The sequence below is a fragment of the Plantactinospora veratri genome (genome assembly GCF_036421995.1).
GTDB classification, from domain to species: domain Bacteria; phylum Actinomycetota; class Actinomycetes; order Mycobacteriales; family Micromonosporaceae; genus Plantactinospora; species Plantactinospora veratri.
In genome coordinates this window covers 270,233-295,612 of sequence record NZ_JAZGQL010000001.1, presented here as the reverse complement: position 1 = coordinate 295,612, position 25,380 = coordinate 270,233, and the positions used below count along the sequence as shown (strand labels likewise).

At 72.4% G+C, this 25,380-nt stretch carries 22 protein-coding genes and 1 pseudogene; 7 read left to right on the top strand and 16 right to left on the bottom strand.

What is annotated here, in order from left to right; all coding sequences use genetic code 11:
• Window positions 1-9: 9 nt before the first annotated feature.
• The gene (locus V1634_RS01305) at window positions 10-2,031 is read right to left on the bottom strand and encodes a hypothetical protein (protein ID WP_331205856.1); all 2,022 of its coding nucleotides are present in this window, start codon (window positions 2,029-2,031) and stop codon (window positions 10-12) included.
• A 155-nt stretch (window positions 2,032-2,186) separates the two neighbouring features.
• On the opposite strand from V1634_RS01305, the gene V1634_RS01300 reads away from it, so the two are divergent.
• Window positions 2,187-3,839 (top strand): glycosyltransferase, encoded by a 1,653-nt coding sequence (locus V1634_RS01300; protein WP_331205855.1) that lies wholly within the window; start codon window positions 2,187-2,189, stop codon window positions 3,837-3,839.
• 81 nt (window positions 3,840-3,920) lie between these two features.
• Here V1634_RS01300 and V1634_RS01295 read toward each other — a convergent pair whose 3' ends face one another.
• The 5 genes from V1634_RS01295 to V1634_RS01275 form a co-directional block, all read right to left on the bottom strand.
• A complete protein-coding gene (locus tag V1634_RS01295) occupies window positions 3,921-6,161 on the bottom strand; it encodes a bifunctional glycosyltransferase/CDP-glycerol:glycerophosphate glycerophosphotransferase (RefSeq protein ID WP_331205854.1) in 2,241 nt (746 codons plus the stop codon).
• An 84-nt stretch (window positions 6,162-6,245) separates the two neighbouring features.
• Window positions 6,246-8,369: a DUF5941 domain-containing protein gene (locus V1634_RS01290; protein WP_407951702.1), complete on the bottom strand. Its 2,124-nt coding sequence runs from the start codon at window positions 8,367-8,369 to the stop codon at window positions 6,246-6,248.
• Complete coding sequence (locus tag V1634_RS01285) at window positions 8,369-9,034, bottom strand: ABC transporter ATP-binding protein (protein ID WP_407951701.1); 666 nt, start codon at window positions 9,032-9,034, stop codon at window positions 8,369-8,371. The genes V1634_RS01290 and V1634_RS01285 overlap by 1 nt, the downstream gene beginning before the upstream one ends.
• Before the next feature lie 80 nt (window positions 9,035-9,114).
• Window positions 9,115-9,942, bottom strand: a complete 828-nt coding sequence (locus V1634_RS01280) for an ABC transporter permease (protein WP_331205852.1) — start codon at window positions 9,940-9,942, stop codon at window positions 9,115-9,117.
• A gap of 175 nt (window positions 9,943-10,117) precedes the next feature.
• Window positions 10,118-11,488 carry an L-serine ammonia-lyase gene (locus V1634_RS01275; RefSeq protein ID WP_331205851.1) on the bottom strand — a complete coding sequence of 457 codons (1,371 nt, stop codon included), beginning with the start codon at window positions 11,486-11,488 and terminating at the stop codon, window positions 10,118-10,120.
• 307 nt (window positions 11,489-11,795) lie between these two features.
• Here V1634_RS01275 and V1634_RS01270 point away from each other — a divergent pair, with 307 nt between their 5' ends.
• The gene (locus V1634_RS01270) at window positions 11,796-12,002 is read left to right on the top strand and encodes a PspC domain-containing protein (RefSeq protein ID WP_331205850.1); all 207 of its coding nucleotides are present in this window, start codon (window positions 11,796-11,798) and stop codon (window positions 12,000-12,002) included.
• Window positions 12,003-12,023: 21 nt separating this feature from the next.
• On the opposite strand, the gene V1634_RS01265 is transcribed toward V1634_RS01270, so the two are convergent.
• Window positions 12,024-12,923, bottom strand: a complete 900-nt coding sequence (locus V1634_RS01265) for a hypothetical protein (RefSeq protein ID WP_331205849.1) — start codon at window positions 12,921-12,923, stop codon at window positions 12,024-12,026.
• Complete coding sequence (locus V1634_RS01260) at window positions 12,920-13,741, bottom strand: DUF4230 domain-containing protein (RefSeq protein ID WP_331205848.1); 822 nt, start codon at window positions 13,739-13,741, stop codon at window positions 12,920-12,922. Before V1634_RS01260 ends, V1634_RS01265 begins: the two co-directional genes overlap by 4 nt.
• A gap of 276 nt (window positions 13,742-14,017) precedes the next feature.
• Here V1634_RS01260 and V1634_RS01255 point away from each other — a divergent pair.
• The 4 genes and pseudogenes from V1634_RS01255 to V1634_RS01240 all read left to right on the top strand — a co-directional run.
• A pseudogene (locus V1634_RS01255) lies at window positions 14,018-14,185 on the top strand (bifunctional 5,10-methylenetetrahydrofolate dehydrogenase/5,10-methenyltetrahydrofolate cyclohydrolase); the annotation flags it as partial.
• A gap of 79 nt (window positions 14,186-14,264) precedes the next feature.
• On the top strand, window positions 14,265-14,768 hold the full coding sequence (locus V1634_RS01250; protein ID WP_331205847.1) for an RNA polymerase sigma factor: 504 nt from the start codon (window positions 14,265-14,267) through the stop codon (window positions 14,766-14,768).
• A complete protein-coding gene (locus tag V1634_RS01245; RefSeq protein WP_331205846.1) occupies window positions 14,761-16,212 on the top strand; it encodes an ABC transporter substrate-binding protein in 1,452 nt (483 codons plus the stop codon). Before V1634_RS01250 ends, V1634_RS01245 begins: the two co-directional genes overlap by 8 nt.
• 214 nt (window positions 16,213-16,426) lie before the next feature.
• The gene (locus tag V1634_RS01240; RefSeq protein WP_331205845.1) at window positions 16,427-17,590 is read left to right on the top strand and encodes an endo-1,4-beta-xylanase; all 1,164 of its coding nucleotides are present in this window, start codon (window positions 16,427-16,429) and stop codon (window positions 17,588-17,590) included.
• On the opposite strand, the gene V1634_RS01235 is transcribed toward V1634_RS01240, so the two are convergent.
• From V1634_RS01235 to V1634_RS01215, 5 genes are read right to left on the bottom strand one after another with little or no spacing between them, the layout of a single operon-like run.
• Complete coding sequence (locus V1634_RS01235; RefSeq protein ID WP_331205844.1) at window positions 17,587-17,922, bottom strand: hypothetical protein; 336 nt, start codon at window positions 17,920-17,922, stop codon at window positions 17,587-17,589. The genes V1634_RS01240 and V1634_RS01235 overlap by 4 nt on opposite strands.
• Complete coding sequence (locus V1634_RS01230; protein ID WP_331205843.1) at window positions 17,919-18,320, bottom strand: DUF1622 domain-containing protein; 402 nt, start codon at window positions 18,318-18,320, stop codon at window positions 17,919-17,921. Before V1634_RS01230 ends, V1634_RS01235 begins: the two co-directional genes overlap by 4 nt.
• Window positions 18,321-18,330: 10 nt before the next feature.
• Window positions 18,331-19,098, bottom strand: a complete 768-nt coding sequence (locus V1634_RS01225) for a DUF427 domain-containing protein (protein WP_331205842.1) — start codon at window positions 19,096-19,098, stop codon at window positions 18,331-18,333.
• A gap of 30 nt (window positions 19,099-19,128) precedes the next feature.
• Window positions 19,129-19,908, bottom strand: coding sequence for a glucose 1-dehydrogenase (locus tag V1634_RS01220; protein ID WP_331205841.1), 780 nt, complete (start codon window positions 19,906-19,908; stop codon window positions 19,129-19,131).
• Window positions 19,908-21,707, bottom strand: a complete 1,800-nt coding sequence (locus V1634_RS01215; protein WP_331205840.1) for a glycoside hydrolase family 15 protein — start codon at window positions 21,705-21,707, stop codon at window positions 19,908-19,910. Before V1634_RS01215 ends, V1634_RS01220 begins: the two co-directional genes overlap by 1 nt.
• A 242-nt stretch (window positions 21,708-21,949) precedes the next feature.
• Between V1634_RS01215 and V1634_RS01210 the strand changes: the two genes are divergently transcribed.
• Window positions 21,950-22,969 (top strand): ABC transporter substrate-binding protein, encoded by a 1,020-nt coding sequence (locus tag V1634_RS01210; protein WP_331205839.1) that lies wholly within the window; start codon window positions 21,950-21,952, stop codon window positions 22,967-22,969.
• Between the two features lie 18 nt (window positions 22,970-22,987).
• Here the strand turns inward: V1634_RS01210 and V1634_RS01205 are convergent, their stop codons facing one another.
• From V1634_RS01205 to V1634_RS01195, 3 genes are all read right to left on the bottom strand, one after another.
• A complete protein-coding gene (locus tag V1634_RS01205) occupies window positions 22,988-24,172 on the bottom strand; it encodes an acyl-CoA dehydrogenase family protein (protein WP_331205838.1) in 1,185 nt (394 codons plus the stop codon).
• 34 nt (window positions 24,173-24,206) lie between these two features.
• Entirely contained in the window at window positions 24,207-24,506 is a 300-nt protein-coding gene (locus V1634_RS01200; protein ID WP_107262346.1) for a type II toxin-antitoxin system VapB family antitoxin, read from the bottom strand.
• Between the two features lie 197 nt (window positions 24,507-24,703).
• Window positions 24,704-25,357, bottom strand: a complete 654-nt coding sequence (locus V1634_RS01195; RefSeq protein ID WP_331205837.1) for a nitroreductase family protein — start codon at window positions 25,355-25,357, stop codon at window positions 24,704-24,706.
• Window positions 25,358-25,380: the final 23 nt, after the last annotated feature.

Below are 25,380 nucleotides of genomic sequence, written 5' to 3'. Positions count from 1 at the left end.
ACATGACGGTTACCAGACTCGATTCGACCTCCGCTGATGAAACTTCCACCGGCTGGTCGGGCGCCCCGGATCGGTGCCGGAGGTACCGAATTCACCGTGCCGGGGCAGCCCGGTCCACTGCGCGCCGCCGTCCCGCAGGAAGTACTCCAGCCCCGGATCCCAGGTGTGTCCGGCCGGCCGACGCTGATAGACGTAGCCGAGCGGATGGGTCCGGTAGACGAGCCCACCGGCCCGGCGGACCCGGTCGATGAGTCCCCGGTCGACCGAACTCGGCACCGGGCGCCAGCCGCCGACCTCGGCCAGATCGCCCCGGCCGATCAGAATCGTGCCGCCGGCCACGACCGGGGCGAAGCTCTCGGCCGCCCCGGCGTCCCGCCGCACGGTGGTGTCCAGCGCGCCGAGGTAGACGAACTCGGCCGCCTTGCCGACCATCGTCGCGCCGGAGTGGTGCCGGGCGAGAACGAGATCCCAGACGTGCTCCGGCCCGTACGTGTCGTCGTCGTCGAACTTCGTGACCAGGGTGCCCCGGGCCCGGGCGGTCGCCACGACCATCGCCTCGCCGAAGCTCTGCCCGGCCGGCACCTCGACGACCTCCACCGGCCGGCCGCAGTCGGCCAGCCGCTGGCGCAGCTCGACCGGCAGGCCCGTGCCGTGCAGGCAGAGCACGATCTCCAGCTCGGGATAGCTCTGTGCCGCCGCCGCCGCGACCGCGTCGAGGACGTGCTCCAGCCGCCGGGTCACCAGCAGCACCGAGACCGGCGGCAGCGCGCCGAGGCCGGGAAAGGTCACCGCCGCCAACCGGGGCAGCGCGAAGCCCCGGGCGTGCCGGCGCAACACCGCCCGGCGCTGGCGCACCGCCCGGGCCTCCCACTCCAGCTCGGTCCGCGGGTCGGGCCGGCCGCCGGGGCGGTCGGGCAGCGGGGCGCGGAGCACTTCGACCACCTCGTCGGCCAACTGCGCCCGGCAGGAGACCGGCAGGCCGGGCGCCCAGAGCAGTACCCCGGCCAGCGCCAGGTGCAGCAGCAGGGCGGCCTCGGCCCGGGGCCGCAGTCCGGGTACCACGCAGTGCAGCAGCCCGATCCCGGCCAGCGCCGCCCAGTCCTGCTCGGTCAGCCACGGCCGGTCGAGCCGACCCTGCCGGTCCAGCCCGGCCGGTCCCCGGATCCGCCAGCTCCCGCCGTCCGGTCCGGGCGAGAAGGTCAGCTCGGCCCGGGGCGCATCCGGCCCGAACGGCCCGTACCGGCCGACCGGGACGGCGTGTTCGGCGTCGAGCAGTACCGGCCCGGTCCGGCCGCCGTCCTCGGTGTCCGGCACGCCGAGCCGGTCCACGGTCAGCCGGGCCCGGTACGCCGTCCCCGCCCCGTCGCCGGCCACCGACGGGTCACCGCCGTCCGGCCGGAGCACCAGGTCGTACGGTCGGACCGCCGGGTTGCCCGGCAACTGCCCGGCGGCGACCGCGAGGCCGGGGCCGGCGCCCAGCCAGCCCGGGAAGACGTCCTGGGCGGTCACCTCCGGGCTGCCCGGGGTCGGCAGTGGACGGACCGGGGTGAGCAGCGGCAACACGGCCGCCAGCACCGAGCGCAGCGGTACGGACCAGCGCAGTTCGATCTCGACGACCGCGCGGCCCCGGTCGTGCCGGGGCAGCGTGATCCGCTGGGCGAGCAGGTGCGGTACCGGGCCGAGCCGGCCGGACCAGCCGCGCTGCGGAATCTCCCAGTCCTGCACGACGACGTTGACCCGGCGTACCCGGGTCAGCCCGACCGGATGGTCGAGCAGGTGCCGCAGCCAGGTCACCGACCGGGCGGCGACGGCCATCCGGGCAACGAAGATCCGCTGCCAGGCGGGCCCGGAGCGGTCTCGGGTCACCGGCTCGGCCGCGCCCTGTGCGGGCACCCGGGTCGGCATGGGCGGGCCGGGTATCCGGGTCAGCCGGGAGCCGAACATGACCGGCGACCACCGCCGCCGGCCGTCGGGTTCGCCGACGGCAACCCGCCAGCGGAGGTACTTCTCCGGGTCGTCCCTGCCTGGCACGCCGATCCCTTCGTCGGCCGAGCACCGGCGCCAGCCTACGTGGCGCTATCGCGAAGGCACTTACGGTAGTCGACGTGCCGGCCGATTTCGACCGACACCCGCCACGCGGCGCGCGATTATCAGCTCACGGCGACGGGGTAGTTACACTGTGCGGCGTGTCCAGCCGCACCCGGGCCACGACGGCCCATCCCCCGGTCCGGTTGTTTCGGAACGACTGGAGTCGGCTCACCCCACCCGAGCTGGGCGACTGGCAGCCGACCCGGTCCGTCTCGCTGATCGTCCCGGCCCACGACTGCCAACCCTCACTCGACCTCACCCTGGCCGCGTTGCGCGCCCAGACGTACCCGTCGGGGTTGCTGGAGGTGGTGGTGGTCGACGACGGCAGCGACCCGCCGCTGGTCCTGCCCCCGATCCGTCCCGACAACTGCCGGCTGCTCCGGGTCGCCGACCACTGTGACGGCTGGGGCCGGTCGGCCGCGCTGCACGTCGGCGCGGCGCGCAGCGACGGCGAGATCCTGCACTGGCTCGACGCCGACATGGTCGTCTTCCCCGAGCACGTGGCCGCGCAGGCCCGCTGGCAGCACGTCAGCGACGAGGTGGTGACCCTCGGCTACAAGCGCTTCGTGGACGCCGGCTGGCCCACCCCGGAACAGGTCGCCGAGAGCTGCGCGGCCGGCACCGTCGACCGGCTCTTCCGGCTCGACGACTCCGAGCCGCACGAGTACGTCGAACGCCTGATCGCCGACACCGACCAGCTCCGGGGCGGCGACCACCTGAACTTCCGGGCGCACGTCGGCGCCACCGCCGCACTGCCGCGCAGCCTCTACACCGAGACCGGCGGGCTCAACCCCGAACTGCGGCTCGGCGAGGACACCGAGTTCGGTTACCGGCTGGCCCAGGCGGGTGCGGTCTTCGTGCCCGAACCCCGGGCCCGGAGCTGGCACCTCGGACCGTCGCACATGATGACCCGGGGCGAGGCGCTGCGCCGGTACAACCGGCCGTTCCTGGCCGACCTGATGCCACAGCCCCGCTACCTGCGCTCCGCCGCACACCGGAGCTGGGCGGTACCGCTGGTGGTGGCGGTGGTCCGGGCCGACGGGCCGTACGAGATGGTCCGCACCTGCGTCGACCGGCTGCTCGCCGGTGACCAGACCGACCTGCGGGTGGTGCTGGTGGCGGAGTGGGCCGAACTGACCGAGGACCGCCGCTCGGTACTCGCCGACCCGCTGCTGGACCGGCGGCTGCTCGCCGCGACGTACCGCTCGGAGCCCCGGGTGGAGTTGGCCGGGCAGCCGCCGACGACCGCGTACCCCTCGCCGTACCTGCTGGAACTCGGGTCGCACCTGGGGGTCGACGCCGACACCGTACGCCGGCTGCTGGCGGTCGCCGACCAGTGGCAGGTCGGCCTGGTCCGGCTGCTGACCGTCGGGGCGACGGCACCGGACGACGGGGTGTCGCTCTGGCGCACCTCGGCGCGCAGCCGTGCCTTGCGGGTACGCCGACCGGACGAGGCCCTCGACGAGGTGGTCGCCGAGGTGGCCGGGCGGCGCTGGGTCAGCGGCGACGACTTCGGGGTGGCCGACCTGCGGCTGCTGCCGGAGAACAAGTGGGTCTCCCCCCGGCCCCGCCTGGTGGTCCGGCCGGACAAGCGGGCCCGGCGGGCGGCCCTGGCCGGAGTGGAGACGATCCCGGTCGGCGGGATCCGGTCGCTCGCCTCGGCCACCCGGTTCGTCGCCGGCCGGTACGCCGGGCTCGCCGCCGACCGGGTCCGGCAGCGGGTACGCCGCCAGTCCACCCCGGTCGACTGAGCCCACCCCCGTCGTACACACGTACTATCCACAGGCTGTGGATGGAACATGTGTACGACTGCGGCGGAGTCCCGCGCCCGCTCAGTCGGGCTCGTCGAGGAGGACCCGCCGGACCACCCGCTCGGCCGCCCGGCCGTCGTCCAGGGCGCAGAAGCGCTCCCGGAACCGCCCCCGGGCCAGGGCGGCCGGCGGGGCGTACACCGCGCCGCTGCGGAACGCCGCCAACAGCTCCGGAAAGCCCGTCACCGCCACCCCCGGCCCCTCGGCGAGCACGTCCAGGTAGACCCCGCGCTCGCGCCGGTACTCGGCCCAGTCCGGGGCGTACACCACGATCGGCCGGTCCAGCGTGGCGTAGTCGAACATCGCCGACGAATAGTCGGTGACCAGTACGTCGGCGGCGAGGTACAGCTCCTCCACCGACGGATGGTCCGTCACGTCCCGCACCCGGTCCCGACCCGCCGCGGCTGCCGGGGCGGGACAGGCACCCGGGTCGAGATAGTGGCCCCGGACCAGCAGCCGGCCGGCCGGACCGAGTACCTCCAGCAGGGCGGCCGGGTCGAACGGCGGCGAGTACCCGGGCCGGTACTCCCGGTGCGTCGGCGCGTACAACAGCACCCGCTCGCCGGAGTCGATGCCGAGCCGGCGCCGGACGGCCTCGACCTGCGCGGGCCCGGCGTTCACCAGCCGGTCGTTGCGCGGATAGCCGACCTCCAGCGTCCGGTACTCCGCCGGATAGGCCCGTTCCCACATCTGCGTCGAGAAGGTGTTGGCGCTGACGCTGTAGTCCCAGCGGTCGATCCGGCGCAGCAGCCCAGGGAAGTCCAGTCCGGCCGCGCCGTGCGGATAGCGCTGCTGGTCCAGCCCCATCACCTTGACCGGGGTGCCGTGGTGGGTCTGCAGGTGCACCGAACCGGGCCGCTTGACCACGTAGTCCGGGAAGTTCACGTTGTTGACCAGCCACCGCGCCCGGGCCAGCGCCCGGAAGTACGCCCGGGTGCCGGCCACCACGTACGGCACCCCGGGCGGCAGGTCGGCGACCCGGTCCCGGCGTACCACCCAGACGCCCCGGATCCACGGGGCCAACTCCCGGGCCTTCCGGTAGACCGCCGCCGGGTTGCAGGCGTAGCCGCGGTACCAGTACGCGGCGTAGAGCGCCAGCGCCGGATCGACCGGACGGCGCAACTGGGCGTGGTAGTAGGCCCGGAGCAGCGCCTTGCGGCCCAGCCGGGCGGCCTCGGAGAGCGCCGCCGGCAGCCGGGACAGCGCCACCGGGGCGGTCGGGTGGCGCGACGGCGACAACGGCAGCGACCGCCGGACGAGCCGCCCCGCCCCGCCCCGCCGCCGGGAGTGGTGCAGCGCGCGCAACACGGCGTACGTCCGCCAGTGCCCGCCGGCCACCAGCCGGTGCTTCAGCCCGTCGACCCCGCCCGGCACCCGGTAGCCGCCCGGCGGCAGCCAGCGCCGGTAGTCCGCGACCACCTGGTCGAAGAAGCTCCGGCGCAGTTCCGGGGAGAGGCGCCGCCCGTTGCCGAGCACGATCAGGTAGTGCCAGACCATCCGCTCGAAGATCAGCGGACGGAGGTCGTCGTACTCGGGTCCCCAGCGCGCCATCAGCTCGAAGACCCGGTGCCAGTGCGGGAAGACCTCGAAGTGCCGGTCGTCCCGGGTCCGGGTGATGGCACCGGACCGCCGCTGCCGGTAGTTGACGCAGACCACGTCCAGCACGCTGATCCGGCCGGCGGCGAGCAGCACCGGATAGCTGAACGACACGTCCTCGTACCAGCCGGGGCCGAAGCGCAGGTCGGCCCCGACCAGGAAGCTGCGGCGCACCAGCTTGTTCCAGGCGGTGTGCAGCACGCCGAGCACCTCCGGCCGGTCCCGGACGGTGAAGACCTCGGCGCCGGAGTCCGGCACCGCCCGGTCCAGGCCGCTGCCGAGCGTCCGGTGGTCCCAGTACGCCCGCACGTGGTCGACGAGCAGCACCTCCGGCCCGACCCGGCGCAGCCGCTCCGCCACCGCCGGCAGGCAGCCCTCGACCAGCCAGTCGTCGCTGTCCAGGAACCAGACGTACTCGCCGGTGGCCAGGTCGAGGCCGACGTTGCGGGCCTCGCCCAGCCCGACGTTGCGGTCGAGGGACACCACCCGGACCCGATCGTCCCGGGCGGCGTACTCGGCGATGATCTCGCCGCAGCTGTCCGGCGAGCAGTCGTCGACCACCACCACCTCGACGTCGGTCACCGGCTGGCGCAGGATCGAGTCGAGGCACTCCCGCAGGTAGCCCTGCACCCGGTAGACCGGCACGACGAAACTGATCAGCGCCATCGGCGCCGTACCCCCGCTGGCAGCGTCATGCGTCCCTCTCCGCCGCGCCGCCCGTGCGGGTGCCCGGTCACCCCACCGGCGGCGTCATCCGTCCCACTCCCGCCGCTGCGGCGTCCCGGTCCGGTCCGGTCGCTCCGGGGTCGCGGCGGACCCCTCCCCGGCCCCGGCGGTCGCGAAGGTGTCGGAGGCGGTGGGGTGGCCACCGGACCCGACGGCGGCGTCGGCCGGCTGCCGTGGCGCGGGAATGTCCCTGGGTACCCAGCCACGGAGCGCGTTCACCAGGAAAATCACCGATAGATAGCCGGCGAGCAGCAGCAGCGCCACCCGGCCGGCGACCGGGCCGACGAGTACGGCGGCGGCGAGCAGGATCAGCCGGCCGTCCCAGCCCAGCCCGAGCGTGTGCATCAGTGGCGCACGCTCCCGCTTCTCCAGCCGGGCGGTGAGGTCGTAGTGCCGCAGGGCGAGCACGAAGAGGAGCGCGAAGATCACCGCGCCGTCCGCGTCGACCAGCAGCCCGGCCCCGATCACCAGCAGGTATTCGGCGGCCCGCAGCGCCGCCGGCACCAGCCAGTCCAGCGCGCCGCCGTGCGGTGCCGCCGCCGGCAGCCCGGCGACGAGCGCGACCAGCACCGCCAGCGGTACCAGCCAGCGTGCCGGTCCGGTGCCGACCCCGGTCAGCCCGGCGCCGAGCAGGGCCAGCCCGGCCGCCGCCCCGAGCAGGGCGAGCGGCAGTGGCCCGGACAGCCCGGCACCCCGGCCGAGCGCGGCGAGCCAGCGGACCACCGGCCCGTCGTCGCGGTGCAGCGTGGTGTCGACGCCGGTCAGTACCGCCACCCGCATCGACCGGGCCCGCAGGGTACGCAGCGCCAGCGTGTACGCCGCCGCCAACCCGCCCCAGACCAGTACGGCGACCAGGCTGACCAGCGGACTGAAGATCGCCACGGTGAGCGCGATCAGTGCCCACCGCTCGCCGATCGGGAAGACCACGGTCCGCTTCGCCCAGTACGTGAACGAGCCGGTGTCGGCCTGCACCCGGTTCGACGCCTGGCTGAGCCGGTCGCCGAGCCCACCCGTACCGGCCTGCCCGGCCGGGCGGGGGCGCTTGGCCGCCTCGTCGTGCAGCGCGCCGTACCAGGTGTCGGTCATGTGCCGGACGGTCTGCAGGGTGATCGCCGCGATCGCCAGTGCCCAACCGGGGCCGCCGGCCCGTTCGACTCCGATGCCGAGGCCGGCGTAGACCAGGTATTCCTTGGCCCGGTCGGCGATGGTGTCGAGCCAGCCACCCCACGGGCTGAAGTGCCGGGTGTAGCGGGCCAGCTGCCCGTCGACGCAGTCGAGCATGAAGCCGAGGTAGAGCAGGATCGCGCCGGCCACCAGCGCGGGCCGGTCGCCGAACGCGAAGAGCACCGCCGCCGCCAGCGCGAAGGCGACCGAGATCGCGGTCACCCCGGTCGGGGTGAGCCGGAGCCGGGCGCAGAGCTTCGTCACCCACGGCGACCAGGTGCTGACGAAGTACGTCGTGAAGAAGTCGTCCTTCTCCTTGACCGAGAGCCGCAGTTCGGCCCGGTCGGAGTCGACCGCCGCCACCGCCGCCTCCGCCTCGGCCAGCGCCGCCTGGTCGGCGACCCGACGGGCGACGAGCAGGCGTACCCGGTGGGCGAAGATCGTGATGCCGGTGCCGGTCGCCGGTTCGGGGCGGGTCAGCGCGGTGAGCAGCCGGTCCAGCAGCGGGGCCGGGCCGGCGGGCGCCTCGGCGACGGCCCGGGCCGCGGCGACCAGTGCGGGCAGGTCGGGCACGCCGACGCGTACCGCTCCGCCGGAGGCGCCGGTCGGCGCGGCGGTGAGCGTGCCGACGGCGCCGGCCTGCCCGGCGGGGGCGCCGACCGCGACCACCTGGTTGCGGTCCTCGACCACCCCGACCGGGCCGGCGCCCGGCTCGGGCAGCACCAGGGCGACGGTGCCGGGCATCGGACTGGTGGCCAGGTGCCGGAGTACGGCGGTGTGCGCGACCAGGTCGCCGGAGCAGAGGAGTACCGGTTCCCGGGCGGTGCCGACCAGCACGGCGACCTCGCCCGGATCGTCGGTGCTGACCACGTCCCGGGCGCCGGCCGCGCGCAACTGCTCGCGGAGTCCGGCGGCCAGCGGCATGCCGTCGGGGCGGGTCAGCGGCGCGCCCGGCCGGGTGGGGGTGAGCAGGATCGCCAGCATCACGGCCTGACCACGTCGTGGTATGCGTCAAGAGCCTCGCGTATGGTGCCGTCCACCCGCAATCGTCCTCCGTCGAAGTAGAGTCCCCGGCTACAGAACCGGGTGAGATCGTTCTCGTTGTGCGAGACCAGCATCACGGTACGGCCCTCGGCGATCAGCCGGTCGATGGTGTCGTAGCACTTCTTCCGGAAGTCGGCGTCGCCGACCGCCGTCACCTCGTCCATCAGCAGCACCGGGTGCTGGAGCTGGGCGATCACCGAGAAGCCGAGCCGCACCTTCATCCCGGACGAGTAGTGCCGGACCGGGGTGTCGATGGCCTTCGCGATCTGCTCGCCGGAGAACTCGATGATCTCGTCGAAGTGCCGGCGCAGGAAGCTCGGGCTGAGCCCGTGCAGCGAGCCGACCAGGTGCACGTTCTCCCGCCCGGTCAGGTCGTTGGAGAAGCCGGCGGAGAGTTCCAGCAGCGGTGCCACCGCCCCGCCGACCCGGATCCGCCCCTCGTCCGGGATCAGCACCCCGGCGATCAGCCGGAGCAGGGTGCTCTTGCCGGTGCCGTTGCGGCCGATGATCCCGACGGTGTCGCCGGGGGCGACCGTGAACGAGACGTTGCGCAGCGGCCAGAAGACCCCGGCGGCGGGCTGCCGGCCGCCCCGGTGGATGAACATCTCCCGCAGCCGCAGGTTGCGCCGCCGGTTGCGGACGAACCGGATGCCCAGGTTCTCCGCCTGCACCATCGCCCCGGCCACTACAGCTCCTTCAGGACGGCGGGTTCGAGCCGGCGGAACACCCACCAGCCGGCGAGCAGCACGAGCAGGCTGCCGCCGACCGCCACTCCGAGCAGCCGGGCGTCGGGGAACTCGTCGGGGTACCAGACCGCGTGGTGGAGCTGGAAGATCCCGACCAGCGGGTTCAGCTCGTAGATGATCTTGACCCAGTCCGGCAGCGTGGAGTCCCGGACCAGGGTCAGCGGATAGATGATCGGGGTGGCGTAGAAGAGCACCCGGGTGACCAGCCGCATCAGCCGCTCGATGTCCCGCATCAGCACGTTGAGCGAGGAGAGCAGCAGGGCGATCCCGACCAGCAGGGTCGCCTGGATGAGGATCGCCAGCGGCAGTGCCAGCAGCGACACCCCGAACTCGATCTTGTCGAGCGAGGCGTAGACGATCGCGACGGCGACCAGGATCGGCAGCCCGGCGACGTACTCGGCGAACCGGCCGGCGACCCGGCCGATCGGGAAGACCTCGCGGGGCAGGTTCATCGTGGTGATCAACCGGGCCTGTCCGGTCAGCGCGGCGGTCGCCTCGCCGATCGCCGAACTGGTCCACATCCAGGCGAAGATGCCGGTGATCAGGAAGAGCGGGTACGACTCGGCGGCGTCACCGAGGTGCCGGTCGGTGGCCGACCGGTAGAGCACGCCGAAGACGAAGAAGTAGATGACGCCCATGCCGAGCGGCTCGATCAACGACCAGAGGTAGCCCAGCACCGACTGCTGGTATTTGACGGCCAGGTCCCGCCGGACGAGCAGCCGGAGCGTGTTGCGGTGTGACCACACCGCCGCCACGCCAGACGTCACCGCCGCCTCCCGTGCTCGTCATGGTCCGACCGGTCGAGCCCGACATAGGGTAGCAGTCGGGAAAATCGCCCCAAATAAGGATCGGCCGGGCTGCGACACCGTCCCGGGTAACGCGCCAACGCTACCCGAACGGCGCCCGCCCGCCATCATGCGCGACCGGCCCGGTATCCGACGCTCAGCACTCGATGACGTTGACCGCGAGCCCGCCCCGGGCGGTCTCCTTGTACTTGACCTTCATGTCGGCGCCGGTCTCCCGCATCGTCTTGATCACCTTGTCCAGCGAGACGGCGTGCTCCCCGTCGCCGCGCAGCGCCAGCCGGGCCGCCGTGATCGCCTTGATGCTGGCCACCGCGTTCCGCTCGATGCACGGAATCTGCACCAGGCCACCGACCGGATCGCAGGTAAGCCCGAGATTGTGCTCCATGCCGATCTCGGCGGCGTTCTCCACCTGGGCCGGCGTACCGCCCAGCGCCTCGGCCAGCCCGGCCGCCGCCATCGAGCAGGCCGACCCGACCTCGCCCTGGCAGCCGACCTCGGCACCGGAGATCGAGGCGTTCTCCTTGAACAGCACCCCGATCGCGGCGGCGGCGAGCAGGAAGCGGAGTACGCCCTCCTCGGACGCCCCCGGCACGAACCGGGTGTAGTAGTGCAGTACCGCCGGGATGATCCCGGCCGCGCCGTTCGTCGGGGCGGTCACCACCCGGCCACCGGCGGCGTTCTCCTCGTTGACCGCGAGCGCGAAGAGCGTCACCCAGTCCATCACCCGCAACGGGTCGGCCGAACCGGGATCCGCCTCCAGGCTCCGCCGCAGCTCGGCGGCGCGGCGCCGGACCCGCAGCCCGCCCGGCAGCGTCCCGTCCCGCCGGCTGCCCCGGTCCACGCACTCCCGCATCACCCGCCAGATCTCCAGCAGGCCGGCGCGGATCTCCGACTCGCTGCGCCACGCCCGCTCGTTGGCGAGCATGATCCCGCTGATCGGCAGCCCGGTCTCGGCGGTCAGGGCCAGCAGTTCGGCGCCGGTGCTGAACGGGTACCGGACCCGGGTGCTGTCCGGCTTGATCCGGTCCGCGCCGGTCGCGGTCTCGTCCACCACGAACCCGCCGCCCACCGAGTAGTAGGTCCGGGCCCGCAGCGGTTCACCCGCCGGGTCGTACGCGGTGAAGGTCATCCCGTTCGGATGGAACGGCAGCGACCGGCGCCGGTGCAGGACCAGGTCCCGGTCGGCGTCGAAGTCGACCTCGTGCGCACCGAGTACCGCCAGCCGGCCGCTGGCCCGGATCCCGGCCACGGTCTCGGCCACCCGGTCCGGGTCGACCGTCTCCGGCGCCTCCCCGAGCAGCCCCAGCAGTACCGCCGGCCCGCTGCCGTGCCCGTGCCCGGTGGCACCGAGCGAGCCGAAGAGTTCCGCCCGTACCCTGGCCGTCTCCGCGAGCAGCCCGTCGGCCTTGAGCCCGGCCGCGAAGGTCCGGGCGGCCCGCATCGGGCCGACGGTGTGCGAACTGGACGGCCCGATCCCGACCGTGAACAGGTCGAAGGCGCTGATCATCGAAACTCCTCCCGGCCGGCCCCGTTGCCGGCCCTGGCCCCGGGACGGTCGCCGGGACTCTCCCCAAGCATCGCCCCTGAGCTGCCGGTCCGCGAGCCTACCCGGCCCCGGCCCGGACCCGCGCGGACGGCCGCCGGAGCAGATCGGTCCGGGTGCCGGCACCGGACGCGGGTGTCCGCCGGCCCCGCCCGGGTAAGTACCTACGGGTACGCGGTGTCCGGATCCGTCTGGAGACCGAGGGCGGCCCGACCTCCCGTTCCTACCGTGGAATCAGCCGCCCGTTCCACCGCTATCAGAGGAGACGTCGATGAGCCGCAAGCTCACCCGCCCCCGAGACAACCGAATGATCGCCGGAGTCTGCGCCGGCCTGGCCCGCCGCTTCGGCATGTCCGCCGGGATGATGCGACTGCTCTTCATCCTCTCGCTGCTGCTGCCCGGCACGCAGGTGGTCATCTACCTGGCACTCTGGATCATCATGCCGAACGAGGACCGCCACTACGTCGCCGCGCACTGACCCGCGGTACGGGCCGGGCGGTCAGCCCCGCCGGCGCTGCCGGCCGGGCAGGGCACCCGGCCCGGTCTCCAGGCCCAGCCGCAGTTGCGTGATGCGCCGCCGGATGCCCCCGGCGGTCTGCTCCACCTCGTCGGCGAGCAGGGCGGACCGGTAACGGCTCCGCCGACGCAGTACGCTCAGCAGCCCGCCCTGGAGGCCGAGGACCACGATCGCGAACGTGGCGAGGACCCCGACGAGCCGCCACAACCCGTCGTACCGGGACGCCAGGGCGATCCCGACGGCGACGACGGTGAGCCCGCTCCAGACCGCGAGCCCGACCGAGACGACGGGATGGTCGCGCAGCCACTGCCGCAGATCACGGTCCCGCCGGGCGTGCAGCGCCGGCACCGTCTCGTCGGAGAGCCTCGTCAACAGCCTGCCGAGCCGGTCCACCTCCCCGGTCGGCAACCCGGCGAGCCGTTCCGCCTCGGCCCGTACCCGCCGGAGCACGTAACGCACCTTCACCCGGTCGTCGACCGGGATCGACTCCGGCGGCCACACCTGCTCGAAGTCGGCCTGCCGTACCGCCCGGACACCGGCCCAGACGACCATCGCCAGTGGCAGGGGCAGCGCCATCAGCAGGCCGAGGTAGCCGAGGAGGGAGCCGGCGTCCCCGGTGACGATGTTGATGCCGTACCCGCTGGTGGCCGCGACGAGCACCGCGGCGGCCGGCCCCCGGACGTGGTTGAGGTAGACGTCCTGCCGGGCCCCCTCGACCAGCCGGTCGAGGGGGCCGAACCAGTTACGCAGCAGGTGTACGACCAGGTTGGCGACAAGGACCACCGCCATGACCAGGATGGACCAGATCGCCGCCCCGAACAGCATCGGCGGCTCGTCGGCCGACGGTGCCGCCAGCGTGCTCAGGGCGGCGGCGACGGTCACGGCTGGACGTAGCTGACGGTCACCCGCTCGTAGCCGAGCGACCGAAGCAACTGGTCCAGCATCTTCCGGGTGTTCTCCTGGGCGCGCTCGCCGAGCCCGCTGCTCTTGGCCGATTCGGCGATCTTCTGCTCGGCCTTGAGATAGACCTCGCGCTGCCGGTTGGGGTCGCCGCCGAAGACCTCGCCGAGCTGGTTGAGGATGCCGCGCTTCTCGGCGAAGACGTAGCTCCGCTCCAGGTCGAGGTTGACCTCACCGAGCTGCGGTGCCGGCAGCTTGATCTCCACCGACTTCCCGTCGTCGGAGACGACCACCGCGTCGTCGCGGAGCGCTCCGAAGTCGACGTACGCGTCGACGGTGCCGGCCCCGACGAAGAGGGTGCGCTCGCCGAGCAGGAAGTCCGGAACGTACTTCCGGTTGCGTTCCAGGTCGACGACGACCTCGAAGTTCCCCTCCGCCGCGACGTACCGGCTGAGGTCCTGGATCGACTTCAGCAGCGGCGGCTGGCTGCGGTCGGTCTCCTCCTTGGCGAACGGGTTGCGCCAGTCCGGCAAAATCCCGCTGACCTGCACGCCGAGCACCAGCACGGCGACCACGCCGATGATGCCGACCAGGACGAACACGCCACGACCCCACCGGCCGCCACCGGTCGGCTCCGGGTCGGAGCGCTCCGGTCGGGACTCGTCGGCGTCGAGCGGCCGGGTCTCCTCATGCGTCGTGCCGTCGGACCAGGGGTCGGCCGGGCCGGGTGGCGTGGCCTGCCCCTTCGCATAACCGGGGAACTCACGCGTGGGCTGGTTGACATCGCCTTCTCGGGACATCCGCCCTCACCGTCCTTGTCGAAGGAGCACCTGGAGAAAACGGTACGGCCCCGGTACGACACCCGCGAGTCGAGGAGTACCGACCCGGGCCCGCCTCATGTTTGCGCAGCTCAGGGCGGCATCAGCGGCGGCGCCGAGCGGGGCGGAGGTAGGCTCGCCGTGGCGGTCGTGACTGGCGTCGGGTGGAGCACCACCGGGAAGCGACCGCCGGGCTCGACTCCGCGTCGTACACCCACCAACGAGGACCCGGCGGTGCACGCCATCCTGATGCAGCACATCCGCTACGCCGGCCGCCGGCTGCTGCCGGACCTCGACGAGTCGTGCGCCTCGGTCGCCGGGGCGATCACTCCCCGGGTCGGCGGGGTCGGCCCGACCACCGTGGCGATGCTGTTCCGCAACGCCGTCGAACTGGCCGAGCGGCGGAGCACCGTATCCGACAGGTGAACCGGAACACCCGGACCGCTAGGTTCGAGGTGCAGCGAATCGACGGCGGCCGGCGTTTGGGAGCCCGGAGGAGGACCCTGTGGCCCACGGTGCGTTCAGCGACGCCGAGGAGTTCGCTCGGGCGCGGCTGGACGCTTTGCGGCGGTTCGCGTACCTGATCAGCGGCAGCGCGGCCGAGGCGGACGACCTGGCCCAGATCGCGGTGGTCGAGGTCTGGCAGCGGTGGCCGAAGGCCGGGCAGAATCCCGAGGCGTACGCCCGGCAGGTGATCGTGACCCGCAACGTGAGTCGGTGGCGGCGGTGGCGTCGTGAGGTGCCGACCGACGAGGTCGACCACCGGTCCGACGATCCGGCCGCGACCGCGGTGGGCAACGGCGCGCTCTGGCAGGCGTTGCAGCAGCTCGGCAAGGCGGAACGGACGGTCGTGGTGCTGCACGTGCTGTACCGCTACACGTTCAGCGAGATCGCCGGGATCTGTGACGAACCTCCGGGCACGGTTTCCAGCAGGTACGCGAGAGCCAAGCGCGTGCTACGGGCGCACCTGGCGCCCTCAGAGTCGACGATTCGGAGCGGACGTGGTTGACGAGGTAGGTCCGGTGGACGACGGGCGGCTCGACCGGGAGCTTGCCGCCACCCTGACCCAGGCACAGCACGCCCTGCCGGCGGCCGACCCGGGGGCGATCGACACGATCCGCGGGCGCTATCGGCGCAGGCGTCGACAGCGGGCCGGACTGGCCAGCCTGGCGACGGCGGTCCTGGTGCTGGCGGTGACCCTGGCCGGGGCGCAACTGACCCGGACGGTGCCGCCGGTGGCGCCGCCCGCCGACGAGGCGTCGGGGACGATCCGGGTCTGGGCGATCACCCAGCCGGGCGACGAGCCCGCGCTGCGGAAACTGGTCAACCGGCAGAACCGGGGCGCCGGGTTCGACGTCGAACTCGTCACCTTCGGCAACGAGGAGTACAAGCAGAAGCTGCGTACCGGGATCGGCTCCTCGGAGGGTCCGGACGTCTTCGCCACCTGGGGCGGGGCGAGCCTGTCCGGGATGGCCCGGGACGGGCTGCTCGCCGACCTGACCGCGCTGCGGGACGAGCCCGGCACGGCCGGCAGGTTCCTGCCCAGCACTCTGGCCGGCGGGGTGGTGGACGGCCGGCAGTACGGCATCCCGATGGGTGGTACCCACCCGGTGGTGCTCTTCTACCACAAGGGCGTGTTCGCCGATGCCGGCGTGCGGCCGCCGGGCAGCTACGCCGAGCTGCTCTCCCTGGTGGAGACGTTCAAGGCGCGCGGCATCACCCCGATCTCGCTGGCTGGCGCCCAGGGCTGGACCGAGCTGATGTGGGTGATGTACCTGGCCGAGCGGATCGGCGGTCCGGGTACCACCGCCGACATCGTCGCCGGCCGTCCGGGCGCCTGGTCGAAGCCGGCGGTGGCGCAGGCGCTGCGGGAGGTACGGGCCCTCGTCGAGCGGGGCGCCTTCGGTGCCGACTTCGCCTCCGTCGCCTACGACGACGGCGACGCGTCCGGGCGGCTGGCCCGCGGGCGGGCCGCGATGCAGCTCATGGGTACCTGGGAGTATCCGACCCAGCTCGCCCGGAACCCGGACTTCGTGGCCACCGGCGAGCTGGGTTTCGTGCCGTTCCCGGCCGTCTCCGGCGGGGCCGGGGATCCGGCCGACCTGGTCGGGGTGCCGACCCACTACTTCTCGGTGGTCGCCGGCAGCCGGCATCCGGAGGCGGCGCTGGAGTTCGTCCGGTCCGTCGCGTCGGACGACTACCTGGACGCCCTGGTCGCCGACGGCGAGGTGCCGCCGGTGACGGATGCGGCGCAGCGCTTGCGCGGTACCCGGCACGCCGAGTTCGCCACCTCGGTGCACGAGTTGGTCACCCGGGCCCCGTCGTACGGGCTGGCCTGGGACCAGGCGCTGGAGCCGGCGGCGGCGACCGCACTCCTCGACAACCTGCGCCGGCTGTTCCAGGGGAAGCTGACCCCGGAGCAGTTCGCGGCGGCGATGGCGCAGACCGGCTGACCACCACCCTCGCGTCTCCCACCATCTCCGGCGATCTTCGAGCAATATCGATCCAACCTCCAGAGTGTCGGATCTCCGACAGTTCGCTCGGCAGCAAATCCGTACCCGATCCGCGTTCCGGTAGCGATCGACGCGCATCCGTCCCCTGCGCGCCGGTTCCCGCCGGTTCCGACCGGCGGCTGACAGAGAACCACACCCTGGAGGCCTTGCTTCGATGAGAAAACTTCGGATAGCCCTGGTCGGCGTGCTCGCGGCCGGCGCCCTCTACACGGTCGGGCCGTCGACCGCCACCGCCGCCGCTCCGACCCAGGCGCCGATCAACGCCGTTGCGACCAAGGGCGGCTCGGCCGCACACGTAACCGGTGGGACGTCCACGGACCTTCCGCTGCGGGTACTGGCCAGGAAGCACGGCCTGGGCATCGGTACCGCGATCGACATGAACGCGCTGGCCACCGATGCGCCGTACCGGGAGCGGGCGGCCCGGGAGTTCTCCGCGGTCACCGCCGAGAACGTCATGAAGTGGGCCGAACTGGAGCCGACCCGGGGGACCTACAACTGGGGCCCGGCGGACGAACTGGTCGAGTTCGCCCGGCGCAACGGGCAGAAGGTGCACGGCCACACCCTGATCTGGCACAGCCAGGCCCCCGCCTGGCTGACCGACGGCGTCGCGGACGGCTCGATCGACTCCGCCGAACTGCGTGAGATCGTGCGCAACCACATCACCACGGTGGTGAAGCACTTCCGGGGCAAGGTCCGGGCCTGGGACGTGGTCAACGAGGCGTTCACCGACGGCGACGCCCCGGTGCTCCGGGACACCATCTTCCGCCAGCACCTCGGCCCGAACTACATCGCCGACGCGCTGCGCTGGGCGCACGCCGCCGACCCGCGGGCCAAGCTCTTCCTCAACGACTACGCGATCGACAACATCAACCCGAAGAGCACCGCCTACTACGAGCTGGCCAAGCAGCTCCGCAAGCAGCGGGTGCCGCTGCACGGCATGGGTTTCCAGGGCCACCTCGACCTCCAGTACCCGCTGCCGATCGACGCGCCGCAGAACCTGGCCCGGTTCGACAGGCTCGGCCTGGAGACCGCGTTCACCGAGGTCGACGTGCGGTTCTTCCTGCCGGTCGACACCTACAAGGAAGCCGGTCAGGTGGGTAGCTTCAACACCCTGCTCCAGGCCTGCCTGCTCACCCCGCGCTGCGTGATGTTCACGGTGTGGGGCTTCACCGACAAGTACTCCTGGGTTCCCGGCTTCTTCGAGGGTCAGGGCTCGGCCACCCCGCTGGACGAGAACTTCCAGCCCAAGGCCGCCTACCGGGGCCTCCAGCAGGTACTCGCCGTCGCCTCGGACCCGAACAGCAGGCGCGGCTTCTAGGAGGTCGGTCGGGAGCGGGTCCGGCCCGTATCCGTTCCCGGCCGCCTCATCCTGGACCATCCCACCACCACCCGGTCTCCGGCCGGCCCGGCCCCAACACCGGGCCGGCCGGAGCCGAGCAGGGCCGCCGAGACGAGCTGGCGGAGCGCGACGACGATCGCCGCACCGGCGAGATCGGTCCAGCTCTCCAGGGTGGCCAGCCGGATCAGACCGGCCGCCACCAGCAGGTCGAGCAGCACCCGCAACGCCGTACGCCACGATCTGGTGGTCAGCAGGGTCACCATGGCCGCCACCAGGGCGAGCGCGGTGAGCAGGGTGCCGAGATTCTTCACCGCCGTCCGACCCCCTCGCCGGCCGGGCCGGGCCGGTCGGCCGCCGGACCGTCCGCGGTGCCGAGCTGCCGCTGCTCCTGCCGGATCTCCCGGCCGAGGAAATAGTTCAGCGCCGTCCGGATGGTGGCGATCGCGGCCAGCCGGCCGAGCTGTCCGAAGGTCGGCGAGACGGCGGTACGCAGGATGTCGGCGGCGAGCTGGAACTCCAGCCCCAGGGTGAGGAACCGGCCCAGCGACAGCCGGATCGGGGTGAAGACGGCGGCCGACCGGTGACGGATTCCGGCCACCACGAACCGGCCGGCGGTCCAGACCGCGCCGACGAAAATCACCGCCGCCCCCACCGCCTCGACGACGGTGACCAGCACCTGGACGACGCGGGCCAGCAGTTCCTCGGGCAACCCGGTGGCCCTACCGCGACCAGCGGGTGTCCGGCCGGGGCATCGCCTCGCCGTCGACGAAGATGTCGGCCTTCTCGTTGAAGAACGCCACCATCCCGGCGATCGGCTGCAACAGGTGGCTGGGGAAGTCGTACGCCCAGGCCACGTCCTGATGCGTGGTGTCGCCGATCCGGACCGACCAGTAGTTGCTGGTCCGGCCCTTGTAGGGGCAGGCGGTCTCGGTCTCGGTGGGGATCAGCCGGCCGAGGTCCACCTCGGTCCGGTTCAGGTAGTAGCGGGTGGGCACGCCCGTCTCGAAGACCAGCACCGGCGAGCCCGTCTCGGCCAGTACCTCGCCGTCGATCTCGACCCGTACCCGCCGGGTCGACCGCAGCGCGTCCACCCGGGTGTACGGGTCGCGCGGGTGCATGAAGATCTCCTCGTCCTCCTCGAACCAGGTGTCCAGGGCGTCCCACCTGAAGCGCACCATGTCGGTCAGCCCATCGACGGACTTTCCGGTGTGCACCCGTACACAGCCCGGGTGGTAGGTCTCGCCCACCCGGAGCCCGTACTGCCGGGCGGTGCCCTCGGCGTACTGCTCGGTGTCGTGCTCGTCGACCAGCAGGTCCTGGCGTACGTCGGCGAGCGGGATGTAGTAGTGCGGATAGTGCTGCCACTCCCAGACGTACCGGGCGCCGCCCGTGTCGAAGACCCACTCGCCGTTGAGCAGGGCCCGGATCCGCCGGTCACAGGGCTCGACGTGGTCGATCGGGACGATCTTGCGTGGATAGCGGGACACGGCTTCTCCTCCCGACTGCGGTCCTCCGCCTCAGGCCCCCTGACCCTGGTTCTGCATCAGGCCGCCGTCCATGAAGTACGTCGACCCGGTGACGTAGTCGGCGTCGGAGCTGGCCAGGAAGACCGCCAGCCGACCGATCTCGACCGGCTCCGCGGCCCGCTTGAACGGGATGCTCTGCACCTGCTCCTCCAGGTACTTCGGGTCGTCGATGGCCCGCTGGTTGAACGGCGTGAGCACCATGCCGGGCCCGATGTTGTTGACGTTGATCCCCATCGGCGCGAGTTCCAGCGCCATGCTCTTGGCGAGGTTGAGCAGCGCGCCCTTGCTGGTGTCGTAGTCGGAGCCGCCGGCCCGGGCCACCTCCTGGTGGATCGAGGTGATGTTAATGATCTTGCCCTTGCCGCCCCGGTCCCGGCGGTGCCGGGCGAACCGCCGCGAGCAGAAGAACGCCCCGTAGACGTTGACCCGGATCGCCCGGTCCCAGGTCTCGGTGTCCAGGTCGATCACCGGGATGCCCGAGGCGTCCACCCCGGCGTCGTTGATCAGCACGTTCAGCTCGTCGAACTCGGCCAGGGCGGTGTCGAACATCGCCTCCACCTGCTCCTCTTCGCTGATGTCGCCCCGCACCACGACGGCCCGCCGACCGGCCTGTTCCACCTGCTCCCGGGTATGTTGCGCGCCGTCGTGGTCGTGCAGGTAGTGCACCACCACGTCGGCACCCTCCTTGGCGAACTCGACCGCGGTGGCCTGACCGATCCCGGAATCCGAACCCGTGATCAGCGCCGTCGTTCCCGCAAGCCGTCCAGTCATCAGCTTCCTCCCCCTTCCGGTACCGCCTCGGCCGAGGCGGTGGTGAGTTCCCAGGCCGCACCGATCAGTCCGATGTGCGAGAACGCCTGCGGAAAGTTCCCGAGCTGCTCGCCGGTGTGCGGGTCGACCTGCTCGGCCAGCAGTCCGAGGTCGTTGGCGACGCCCGCGACGTTCTCGAAGATCGCCGCCGCCCGGTCCCGCTCACCGGCCAGCACCAGGCACTGCACCAGCCAGAAGGAGCAGATCGTGAACGCCGCCGGATCGCCGGCCCAGCGCCGGACCAGGCCGCCCCGGGAGAGCCGCTCCTCGACCAGCCGGATGGTGGCCCGCATCCGGGCGTCGGTGGCGGGCAGGAAGCCGGCGATCGGCATGAGCAGCACGCTGGCGTCGAGCTGGTCCGAGCCGAAGGCTCCGGTGTAGGCACCGACCTCGGCGTTCCACGCCTCCCGCAGGACCGTCTCCCGGATCTCGTCCCGGGCCGTCGCCCAGCGGGCCAGGTCGTCGGGGTCGCCCAGCCGGGCACCGAACCGCACCACCCGGTCCAGCGCCACCCAGCAGCCCACCTTGGACGACACGTAGTGCCGGGCGGCGTCCCGGGCCTCCCACATCCCGGCGTCCGGCTCCCGCCAGCTGTGCACCGTCTGGTCGGCGAGGCTGCGCAGCAGGTCGCGGACTTCCGCACCCATCGGGTCGAGGTAGTCCCGCAGCCGCCAGGCCGCGTCCAGCAGTTCGCCCGGCACGTCGAGCTGACGCTGCCGCCACGCCTCGTTGCCGACCCAGACCGGCCTGCTGTCCGCGTACCCGCGCAGCGTCTCGATCCGGCGCTCGGACAGGTCCCGCTCCCCCTCGACGCCGAACATGATCGGTACCGGCTGGCCGTCGATCCGGCCGACCGCCGAGGCGACCCAGCCGAAGAGCCGGTTCGCCTCCGTCGGGCAGGCCGCGACCCAGAGCGCCCGCAGGGTCAGGCTGAAGTCGCGCAGCCAGGCGTACCGGTAGTCGTAGTTGCGGTCGCCGCCGAGTTTTTCCGGCAGCGAGGTCGTCGCGGCGGCCACCACCGCGCCGCTCGGCGCATAGGTGAGGCCCTGCAACACCAGGGCGTTGCGCCGGACCAGCTCGGGATAGCGGCCCTGGTAGTCGTGGTGCGCCGCCCAGGACCGCCAGCCCTGCACCGTGTCGCCGAACGCGTCGGCGTCGTCGACCGGGTGCACCGGCATCTCGTGGAAGGTGGGCCGGTAGGCGAGCACGAAGGTGTCCCGCTGGCCGGCACCGACGGCGAACCCGGCCGTCGCCTCGGACTCGTGCACGGTCAACGGGATCGGGGCGTTCAGCGCCAACGTCGTCGGCCCGGAGGTGGCGACGAGTTGCCCGTCCCGCCACACCAGGTACGCGGTCCGCCGGCCGTACTCGAACCGGGGCGAGTAGGACAGCACCATCGGGACGGTCCCGGAGAGCCCCTCGACCACCCGGACCAGTACTCCGGGGGATCGCCGGCCGATGCCGTGTCCCCGGGCGCCCGCCTCCAGCAGCAGTCCGTCGGTCAGCGACACCTCGCCGCGCTCGGTCCGGAACACGGTACGCAGCACCAGCGTGTCGGGCAGATAGTCGCGACGCACCTCGAAGCGCCCGGCCGGCCGGATCCACCAGTGCCCACCCGCGACGTCGAGCAGCCGGCAGAAGACCGAGGGTGCGTCGAAGCGCTCGGGGCACCACCAGTTGACGGAGCCGGAGCTGTCGACCAGCGCGGCGCTGCGCCCGTCGGCCAGCAGCCCGTGCTCGGCGATACCTCCGGCCTCCACGGGACGGGCTACCCCCGGCCGCCGGCTCTAATCCCGCCCGGACCCGGCACGGCGGCGAGTGCGCGCGCTCTCCGTTCGGGCCCCGTGCCGGGTCAACCGGCAGGTCAGCGGCGTCAGCGCGGATCCACCGCGACTTGACAACTCCAAGTTAGGTCAGGCTAACCTCATGCCCGGCGAACAGAGATCGCCCCCGGACCGAAGAGTTCCGCTGTGCGCAGCGGTCAGCCAAGGAGCACCACGCCATGCCGCACCCTCGTCAGTTCACCCGCCGCAACCTGCTCGGCGCGGCCGGCGCGCTCGGCCTCACCGCCCTGCTCGGCGCCTGCGGCCAGGACGACGATCCCGGCACGGAGACCGGATCCGGCGGCGCGTGGAGTTTCACCGACGACCGGGGGCAGACCGCCGCCGCAGCGAGCCGGCCCGACCGGGTCGTCGCGTTCGTCGGCACCGCCGCCGCGCTCTACGACTTCGGCGTCACCGACCAACTCGTCGGCGTCTTCGGCCCGACGAAGCGCGCCGACGGCAGCGCCGACGTGCAGGCCGGCGAACTGCCGGTGGCCGGGCTGACCGTCATCGGCAACACCTGGGGCGAGTTCAACATCGAGACGTACGCCTCGGTCAAGCCCCAACTGCTGGTCACGCACGAGTACGAGAAGAACTCGCTCTGGTACGTGCCGGACGAGAGCAAGGACCAGATCGTCCCGCTGGCCCCGACCGTGGCGCTGGTCGCCTCCCGGGCCCCGCTGGACAGGGTGATCGGCCGGCACGCCGAACTCGCCGCCGCGCTCGGCGCCGACCTGAACGCGGCGAAGGTCACCGAGGCGAAGGCCCGGTTCGAGACCGCCGCCGCGAGCATCAGGGAGGCCGTCGCGGCGAACCCCGGAATCCGGGTGCTCGCCTGCTCCGCCGCACAGGACCTCTTCTACGCCTCGAACCCGGGCGTCAACTCCGACATCCTCTACTACAAGTCCCTCGGCGTGGACGTCGTGGTGCCGGGCAAGCTCGACGACGGCGGCTACTTCGAGAGCCTGAGCTGGGAGAACGCCGACAAGTACCCGGCCGACCTGCTGCTGCTGGACAACCGCAGCTCCACGCTCCAGCCGAAGGACCTGACCGGCAAGCCCACCTGGCAACAGCTTCCGGCGGTCAAGGCCAACCAGATCGTCGGCTGGAACAGCGAGCCCCGGTTCTCGTACGCCGGCAGTGCCGCCGCCCTGGAGACGCTGGCCACCGCGCTCCGCTCCGCCCGCAAGGTGGCCTGACCCGGCACGCTCGCCGGGCTAGCCGCCGAACGCGGAGAGCCCGGTGAGCCGCTGCCCGATCACCAACTGGTGGATCTCGGACGTCCCCTCGTAGGTCAGCACGCTCTCCAGGTTGTTGGCGTGCCGGAGCACCGGATATTCCCCGCTGATGCCGTTCGCGCCGAGGATGGTCCGGCACTGCCGGGCGATCGCGATCGCCTCCCGGACGTTGTTCAGCTTGCCGACGCTGACCTGCTCCGGCCGCAGCCGGCCGGCGTCGGCCAGCCGGCCCAGGTGCAGCGCCAGCAGGTAGCCCTTCTGCAACTCGACCGCCATGTCGGCCAGCTTGGCCTGGGTGAGCTGGAAGCCGGCGATCGGCCGGCCGAACTGCTCCCGGCTGGTCGCGTAGTCGATCGCGGCGTGCAGGCAGTCCCGGGCGGCGCCGAGCGCACCCCAGACGATGCCGTACCGCGCCTCGGTCAGGCAGCTCAGCGGGGCCCGCAGCCCGGTCGCGGACGGCAGCAGGGCGTCCGCCGGCAACCGGACCCCGTCGAGCACGATCTCTCCGGTCGAGGAGGCGCGCAGCGACATCTTGTGCCGGATCTCCCGCGCCGTCACCCCGGGCGTCGCCATGGGTACGACGAAACCGCGCACCCCCTCGTCGGTACGTGCCCAGACGACGGCGAGATCGGCGACCGGCGCATTGGTGATCCACATCTTGCCGCCGGTCAGTACCCAGTCGGAGCCGTCCCGGCGGGCCCGGGTCGTCATCGAGGCGGGGTCGGAGCCGTGGTCCGGCTCGGTCAGCCCGAAGCAGCCGATCAGCTCGCCGGTCGCCATCCGGGGCAGCCAGTGCTGCTTCTGCTCCTCGGAGCCGTACCGCCAGATGGCGTACATGGCCAGCGATCCCTGCACCGAGACCAGCGACCGTACCCCGGAGTCGCCGGCCTCCAGCTCCAGGCAGGCCAACCCGTACGCGACGGCAGAGGAGCCGGCGCAGCCGTACCCGGTCAGGTGCATGCCGAGCAGGCCGAGCCTGCCGAACTCCACGGCCAGTTCCCGCACCGGGGCCTGGCCGGTCTCGTACCAGTCGGCGACGTGCGGGCGTACCCGGGTCGCCACGAGCTGGCCCACGACGGACCGGATCTGGCGGTCCTCCTCGGTCAGCGAACCGTCCAGGTCGAGCAGGTCGAGCGGGGGTGTCCCGGCCGTTGCCTCGGTCATGACCGCCACCCTAGCCAGCGCGGCCCCGCCGGGCTCAGGAGGCCGGCAGCACCAGCACCCGGGCGTGGATCTGGTTGCGCTGCTGGAGCGCGGCGCGCAGCGCGCGGTGCAGCCCGTCCTCCAGATAGAGACCGCCGCTCCACTGCACCACGTGCGGGAAGAGGTCGCCGTAGAAGGTGGAGTCCTCGGCGAGCAGCTTGTCCAGCGCGAGTTCCCGCTTGGTCGTGATGAGCTGGTCGAGGCGCAGCGGACGTGGCGGGATCTCTGCCCACTGCTTCAACGTGAGCCCGTGGTCCGGGTAGGGACGCCCGTCCCGAACCGCTTTGAAGATCACGACGGCACGCTCCCCTCCCCATGGCCGTGCTGGCCCGACCCCTTGCCGCTACTCCGGCGGCCCGCCACCTGCCCGAGCCGCACCGTACCAATGACGTCCGTCAGCCTAGCGACCTCCGACGAGCTCTTGGTTTGTCCACGGATGTCAGTTTCGTTACTACCTTCGGTGACAACGCCGTTCCCGCACCGGCGGAGATGTCAGCCCCACCGCCCCCGGTGCACCACCTGCTCCACCGGCCGGCGACCGCGTCGCAACGACGGTGATCGATGGTCCGGTGCCGGGTAACCGATGCTCAGCGCGCCGATCGGGGTGAAGTCCTCCGGCACCCCGAACGCCTCCCGGAACGACCGGGTGCGCTCCGGCGGAATGCCGAAGAAGCACGCGCCGAGCCCCGAATCCACCGCGGTCAACAGCATCAGCAGCGCGGCGAACCCGGTGTCGACGTACCAGTACGGCACCGGCCAGCGGGCCTCGTCGCGGTCCGTCCACCCCTTGTCCGGCTCGGCGTACCGGTCCAGGTAGGCGGAGCGGTCCGCCAGCGGTACGACGATCAGCGGCGCCCGCCGCATCCCGGTCAGCCACCGGTTAAGGAAGGGCCCCCGCTTATCGTTTTCGGTAGATGAAGGGCCCCCTCCTAACACCTCAGCCCGGTCCGGGGTGGTCGCCGTCCAGAACAGCTCGCGGTCCGCCGGCTCGGTCAGCACCAGGAACGCCCAGCCCTGGGAGAACCCGGCCGACGGAGCCCGGACGGCATGCTCCAGCAACCGGTCCACCAACTCCGGCGGTACCGGCCGGTCCGGGTCGTAGTTGCGCACCATCCGCCGCCGCCGGACCACCGTCGAGAACTCCATCGCGCGCCCCTCCAGGCTCCGCC